The sequence below is a fragment of the Enterovirga sp. genome, from assembly GCF_035325185.1.
Lineage (GTDB): Bacteria > Pseudomonadota > Alphaproteobacteria > Rhizobiales > Beijerinckiaceae > Enterovirga.
The window spans coordinates 1-5,673 of the sequence record NZ_DAOLAJ010000107.1 but is presented as its reverse complement, the minus strand read 5'-3'; the positions used below and the strand labels follow the sequence as shown (position 1 = coordinate 5,673).

Below are 5,673 nucleotides of genomic sequence, written 5' to 3'. Positions count from 1 at the left end.
GGGCGAGGCGCGGGGCGGGGGGGGCCCCGGGCCGGGGGGGGGTGGGGGGGGGGGGGGGGGCCCCCCCCCCCCCCCCCCGCCGCAAGCGGGGGAGGGAGGCGTGGGCGGCGATGACGTTGCGTCAGGCGGCGGCGGCCTTGTCGAGCTGCTCCAGCTCGCCCGGCAGGGCATAGGCCCATTGCGTGATGTTGCCCGCGCCGAGGCAGACGACATAATCGCCCGGGCTCGCGATGTCCCGCACCATGGCGGCGAGATCCTCGGGGCCTTCGAGGGCGACGACGCTGCGGTGGCCGCGGGCGCGGATGCCTGCGACCAGCGCCTCGTGGTCCACGCCCTCGATCGGCGCTTCGCCCGCCGCGTAGACAGGCGCAACGATGACCGAATCGGCGTCGTTGAAGCAGGTTGAGAAATCGTCGAACAGCGATTGCAGGCGCGTGAAGCGGTGCGGCTGCACCACGGCGATCACCTGCCCCTCCGTCGAGGCGCGGGCGGCCTTCAGCACGGCCCGGATCTCGACCGGGTGATGGCCGTAATCGTCGAAGACGGCGACGCCGTTCCACTCGCCGGTGCGGGTGAAGCGGCGCTTGACCCCGCCGAAGCCGCCGATTCCGGCGCGGATGTCCTCGGGTGAGATGCCGAGCTGATGCGCGACCGCGATCGCGGCCGTGGCGTTGAGGGCGTTGTGCTTGCCGGGCATCGGCATTTCCAGTTCGTCCAGCTCCAGCCGGAAGCCGGGCCGCTGGTCGCGGATGAGGACGCGGAAGCGCAGCCGCCCGCCCTTCTGGTCGACATCGATGAGGCGCACGTCGGCCTGCGGGTTCTCGCCATAGGTGATGACGCGGCGGTCCTCGATCTTGCCGACGAGATCCTGCACCACCGGATGGTCGATGCACATCACCGCGAAGCCGTAGAAGGGCAGGTTCTCGATGAAGCTGCGGAAGGCGTCCTTGATGGCGTCGAAGGTCTTGAAGTGGTCGAGATGCTCGGGGTCGATATTGGTGACGATGGCGACATCGGCGGGAAGCTTCAGGAAGGTGCCGTCCGATTCGTCGGCCTCGACCACCATCCAGTCGCCCGTGCCCTTGCGGGCATTGGTGCCGTAGGCGTTGATGATGCCGCCGTTGATGACGGTCGGGTCGAGCCCGCCAGCGTCCAGCAGCGTCGCGACGAGCGAGGTCGTGGTCGTCTTGCCGTGCGTGCCGGCAATGGCGACGCAGCTCTTGAAGCGCATCAGCTCCGCCAGCATCTCCGCCCTCCGGACCACCGGCAGGCGCATCTCGCGCGCGGCCTTGAGCTCGGGGTTGTCGCGCTTGATCGCCGTCGAGACGACGACCACGGCCGCACCTTCGACGTGAGCGGCCTCGTGGCCGATGAAGGTCTTCATGCCCTTCTCGGCGAGGCGGCGGACATTGTAGTTGTCGGAGGCGTCCGAGCCCTGCACAGTATAGCCGAGATTGTGCATGACCTCGGCGATGCCGGACATGCCGATGCCGCCGATGCCGATGAAGTGGATGGGGCCGAGGCGCTCGGGAAGCTTCATGGGGTCTCCTGGCGAAGGCTGGGTCTCTTCGGCCCCGTGCTTCGGGAGCCGCCCGCGGCGGGCATCCCGGCAGAGGGGCGGGGTGGATTCACGATGCGGTATCCGCAGGTCTGCCTTGAGACACTGCGATCCCGGCGAGATTGAGGACGATGTCGGCCAGCCTGTCCGCGGCGTCGGTGACGCCGGCGCTCTTGGCGGCCGCGGCGGCCCGGACGAGGCCCGAGGGATCGGCGAGACGGGCTGCGATCTCGGAGGCGACCCGCGCGGGCGTGAAATCCGGCTGGAGGATCATGGTCGCGGCGCCGATCTCCGCCAGGGTCCCGGCATTGGCGGCCTGGTCCTGGTCGAGCGCGCCGGGGAGCGGCACGAGGATGGCCGGGCGCCCGATGGCGCCGAGTTCCGCGACCGTCGAGGCGCCCGAGCGCGAGACGACGAGATGGGCCGCCGCCATGCGCGCCGGCAGGTCCTTGAAGAAGGGCTCGACGCAGGCTGCGATCCCGGCCCGCGCATAGGCGAGGCGGACCGCCTCCAGGTCCTCGGCTCGCGCCTGCTGGTCCACGGCGAGCCGCGCCCGTGCCTCCTCCGGCAGGGAGAGAAGGGCGGGTGGCACGATCTCGCTCATCACCCGCGCGCCCTGGCTTCCACCGAAGACGGCGAGGCGCAGTGTCCCGCCGGGCTCGGGCGGCGAATAGGGAATGGCGGCGGCCTCGATCACCGCGGGGCGGATCGGGTTTCCCGTATAATGGCGCTTCCCGGCCATGGATTCGGGAATGCCCTTCACTTTGCGGAACCCCGTTGCGATGGCGCTGGCGCGGGGGGCGAGGAACTTGTTGGCGCGCCCGATCACCCCGTTCTGCTCGTGGATCAGGGTGGGGATGCCGAGCATCGCGCCCGCGAGGACGGGCGGCACGGTCGGATAGCCACCGAACCCGACGATGCAGGCTGGCCTCATCGCCCGCAAGGCTCTGAGCGAGCTCAGGACCCCGCGCGCGAGCTTCAGCGCGGCGAGGCCCTTGGCCAGGGCCGAGCCGCCCGAGGGCGTCGCCGAGGGGATATGGATCACCTCGGCCGCCGGGAAGGTCTTCGCAATGCGGTCGACCCGCCCGTCCGTCGCGAGGGCAACGCGCACGCCGCGCTTTCCGAGCGCGACGGCGAGAGCCTCGGCCGGGAAGAGATGCCCTCCCGTCCCGCCCGCCGCAATCAGAACCGGCCTCGCCTGCGCGCTCACGATTCGTCCCCGGCATCGAAGCGCTCGAGCCTCTCGGCGCGGGGCCGGCGGCGCGTGAGCGCGATCAGGAAGCCCATCGCCAGCGCCAGCGAGAAGAGGGAGGAGCCGCCATAGGAGATGAAAGGTAGCGTCATGCCCTTGGCGGGCATCAGGTGCACGTTGACCATCATGTTGATGCAGGCTTGCAGGCCGAACATCACCGCGATTCCGGTCACGGCGAGGCGCACGAAGACGTCGTCGTGGCGCCGCGCCAGCGAGAGGCTGCGCAGCACGATGAGCGCGAACAGCGCGACCACGGCCATGCAGACGATGACGCCGAATTCCTCGCCGGTGACGGAGAAGATGAAGTCCGTATGCGCATCCGGCAGGATGCGCTTGATCGTGCCTTCTCCCGGCCCCTGGCCGAACCAGCCGCCCTTGGTGAAGCTCTCGAGCGCGGTCGCGACCTGGAAGCTGTCGCCCGAATCCTTGTCGAGGAAGCGCTCGAACCGCGCCCGCACGTGCGGCAGCAGGGTATAGGCCGCGAAGACGCCGACCAGCCCCGCCCCGCCGAGGCCGGCGACCCAGAGCCAGTGCAGCCCGGCGACGAAGAACAGGGCGCCCCAGGTGATCGCGACCAGCATCGTCTGGCCGAAATCGGGCTGGAGGATCAGCGGCACCACGGTCGCGGGCAGAAGCAGGATGGCGAGGAGGGCGCCGGGCATGTCGTGCCGCTTGGCGCCTTCCGAGAAGGCCCAGGCGGCGAGCACCACGAAGGCGGGCTTGACGAATTCCGAGGGCTGGATGCCGAAGGAGCCGATCTGCACCCAGCGATGCGCGCCCTTGATCTCGGGCCCGAACTTGAGGGCGAGAAGGCACAGCGCGATGCCGAGCGCGTAGACCACGAGCGCCAGCCGCCGCACGTGGCGGAGCGAGAGGAACGAGACGGCCAGCAGGATCGCGATGGTCGGGATCAGGTAGAGGACCTGCCGGTTCACGAAATGGAAGGGCGAGAGGCCGAGCCGGTCGGCGACAGGCGGCCCGCCTGCCATCAGGAAGACGATGCCCGCCACCATCAGGGCGAAGAGCCCTCCGAGCAGGGTGCGGTCCACCGTCCAGGCCCAGTGGCCCAGATAGGTGCGTTCAACGCGAGAGGACATGCGTCGGCTCCAACTGTCGCTTCCCCCGGTTTCGCACGGGGAGAAGAAACAAATCGTCAACCATGCGAGGGCGGTGTCGCGATCCCCGGCAGCGCCTGCACGAGCGCGCGGAAATGATCGCCGCGGATCTCGAAATTGCGGTACTGGTCGTAGCTGGCGCAGGCCGGGGAGAGGAGCACGACGCGCTCGCCTTCCTCTTCGTCCTCCTGCGCATCGGCGGCGGCGGCGGCGACGGCCCGGTCGAGCGTGCCGCAGGCGACATGGGGCACCTCGCCGAGCGTGCGGGCGAAATCCGCGCTGGCCTCGCCGATGAGATAGGCTTTCGCGACGCGCGGGAAATGCGCGCGGAGCGAGGCGATGCCGCCCTCCTTGGGCTTGCCGCCGAGGATCCAGTAGATGCGCTCGAAGGACGTCAGGGCCTTCTCGGCCGAATCGGCGTTCGTGGCCTTCGAATCGTTGACGAAGATCGTCTCGCCGCGCCGTCCCACCTCCTCCATGCGGTGATGGAGGCCGGGGAAGCTGGCGAGCGCAGGGGCGGTCACTTCCTCGTCGAGCCCCAGCGCCGCCCCGACCGCGAGCGCGACGGCGGCATTCTGAGCGTTGTGGGCGCCCCGCAGCGAGCCGGTTCCGGAGAGATTCGCGATCCTGCGGGTCGAGCCTCCCCGCGTCGCGAAAATCTCGGATCCTTCGTAGTGATAGCCGTCTCCCGGCAGCATGTCGCCGGTGACGGCGTAGACATGGGCGCCGGTATCGACCAGCGCGTCGTAGATCGCACGGCTGAGGGGATCGTCGATGCCGATGATCGCGACGTCGGCGGCCGCGACCAGCCGCGCCTTGATCTGGGCATAGGCTTCGATCGTCCCGTGCCGGTCGAGATGATCGGGCGAGATGTTCATCAGCACGCCGATGGAGGGAGCGAGCGAGGGCGTCAGGTCGATCTGGAAGGACGACATCTCGATCACATGCACGCGCTCGGGCGCGGGCGGCGCGAGCGAGAGGATGGCGGTGCCGATATTGCCGCCCATCTGCACGTCGAGCCTGGCCTGCCGGAGCATATGGGCGACGAGGGCGGTGGTGGTCGACTTGCCGTTGGTGCCGGTGATGGCGACGAAGGGGGCGAGGGGAGCGATGTCCACCCGCTCGCGGCAGAACAGCTCGATATCGCCGATGATCTCGACACCCGCCTCCTGCGCCAGCCCGACGGTCCAGTGCGGCTCGGGATGGGTCAGCGGCACGCCGGGCGCGAGGACGAGGGCGGCGAGGCGGGACCAGTCTTCCTCGCGGAGATCGGCGATCGCGATTCCCTGGCCGCGCGCCTTCTCGCGGCTCGCCTCGCTGTCGTCCCAGGCCAGGACCTCGGCGCCGCCGGCCTGGAGGGCGAGGGCGGTGGCGAGGCCCGAGCCGCCGAGTCCGAACAGCGCGACGCGCCGGCCGGCGAATGTCGTGACGGGGGTCACGGGGAAGCCCTCCCCGCCGCAAGCGGGGGGAGGGGGGAGTGTGCCGATGCCGCTCGCATGCTCGTCACCGCAGCTTCAGCGTGGTCAGCCCGACGAGGGCGAAGAGGAAGGCGATGATCCAGAAGCGGATGACGATCTGCGGCTCCGTCCAGCCGAGCTGCTCGAAATGGTGATGGATCGGCGCCATGCGGAAGACGCGCCGGCCGGTCAGCTTGAAGAAGCCGACCTGGATGATCACCGACATCGCCTCCATCACGAAGAGGCCGCCGACGATGGCCAGCACGATCTCGTGCTTGGTCGCGACCGCGA

Annotated in this window: 4 protein-coding genes and 1 pseudogene; all 5 read right to left on the bottom strand. The window is 69.8% G+C overall.

Annotated elements, in window-relative coordinates:
- Positions 1-121: 121 nt before the first annotated feature.
- Positions 122-1,540 carry a UDP-N-acetylmuramate--L-alanine ligase gene (gene murC, locus PKD06_RS16360; RefSeq protein WP_324381948.1) on the bottom strand — a complete coding sequence of 473 codons (1,419 nt, stop codon included), beginning with the start codon at positions 1,538-1,540 and terminating at the stop codon, positions 122-124.
- Positions 1,541-1,628: 88 nt separating this feature from the next.
- Positions 1,629-2,768, bottom strand: a complete 1,140-nt coding sequence (gene murG, locus PKD06_RS16355; RefSeq protein WP_324381946.1) for an undecaprenyldiphospho-muramoylpentapeptide beta-N-acetylglucosaminyltransferase — start codon at positions 2,766-2,768, stop codon at positions 1,629-1,631.
- Positions 2,765-3,907, bottom strand: a complete 1,143-nt coding sequence (locus PKD06_RS16350) for a putative peptidoglycan glycosyltransferase FtsW (protein ID WP_324381944.1) — start codon at positions 3,905-3,907, stop codon at positions 2,765-2,767. The genes murG and PKD06_RS16350 overlap by 4 nt, the downstream gene beginning before the upstream one ends.
- 56 nt (positions 3,908-3,963) lie before the next feature.
- Positions 3,964-5,364 carry a UDP-N-acetylmuramoyl-L-alanine--D-glutamate ligase gene (murD, locus tag PKD06_RS16345; RefSeq protein ID WP_324381942.1) on the bottom strand — a complete coding sequence of 467 codons (1,401 nt, stop codon included), beginning with the start codon at positions 5,362-5,364 and terminating at the stop codon, positions 3,964-3,966.
- Between the two features lie 64 nt (positions 5,365-5,428).
- Positions 5,429-5,673, bottom strand: a pseudogene (gene mraY, locus PKD06_RS16340) (phospho-N-acetylmuramoyl-pentapeptide-transferase); the annotation flags it as partial.